The organism is Vibrio sp. 811 (assembly GCF_033339195.1).
The window spans coordinates 1-545 of sequence record NZ_JAWOUB010000819.1; the positions used below are offsets into that span (position 1 = coordinate 1).

Here is a 545-nt window from a genome sequence, read left to right on the forward strand (position 1 = left end):
TACGCCACCAAAGATGATGAAGGCAAGAATGACACAGACAACCGTACCAGTGAAAATTTTAGCAAAACTGAAGGTACCAATAGCGGTTTCGATCATGTCACCAGAGCCAAATGCTGCTTCTACCGCGTTACCAATACTGTTGGATTGAACGCCAGGAAGTAGCACACCACACGCAAAGATGGTCGAGATAGCAAAGATCCATGCGTACCATTTTTGCCCCATTGCCTTTTCGATGTAGTAAGCAGGGCCGCCACGGAATTCACCTTCATCTTCTTCTTTGTAGATTTGAGCGAGAGTGGATTCTGCATATGCTGTTGCTGCGCCAAAGAAGGCAACAACCCACATCCAGAATACGGCGCCAGGGCCACCAAAGCCGATAGCCGCAGCAACACCGGCAATGTTACCTGTACCTACACGGCCAGATAGCGAAACGGCAAGCGCCTGAAATGATGAGATCCCCTTGGTTGAACTTTTGCCCGAAAGTAGCAAGCGCCACATCTCAAAGAAATGACGAATCTGCACAAAGCGTGTCATGATCGAATAGA

Annotated in this window: 1 protein-coding gene; it reads right to left on the reverse strand. The window is 48.6% G+C overall.

All coding sequences use genetic code 11. The features are described from left to right. The coding region (locus R7Q46_RS29585) for an alanine:cation symporter family protein (protein WP_318078639.1) at positions 1–545 on the reverse strand (545 nt) is incomplete at both ends.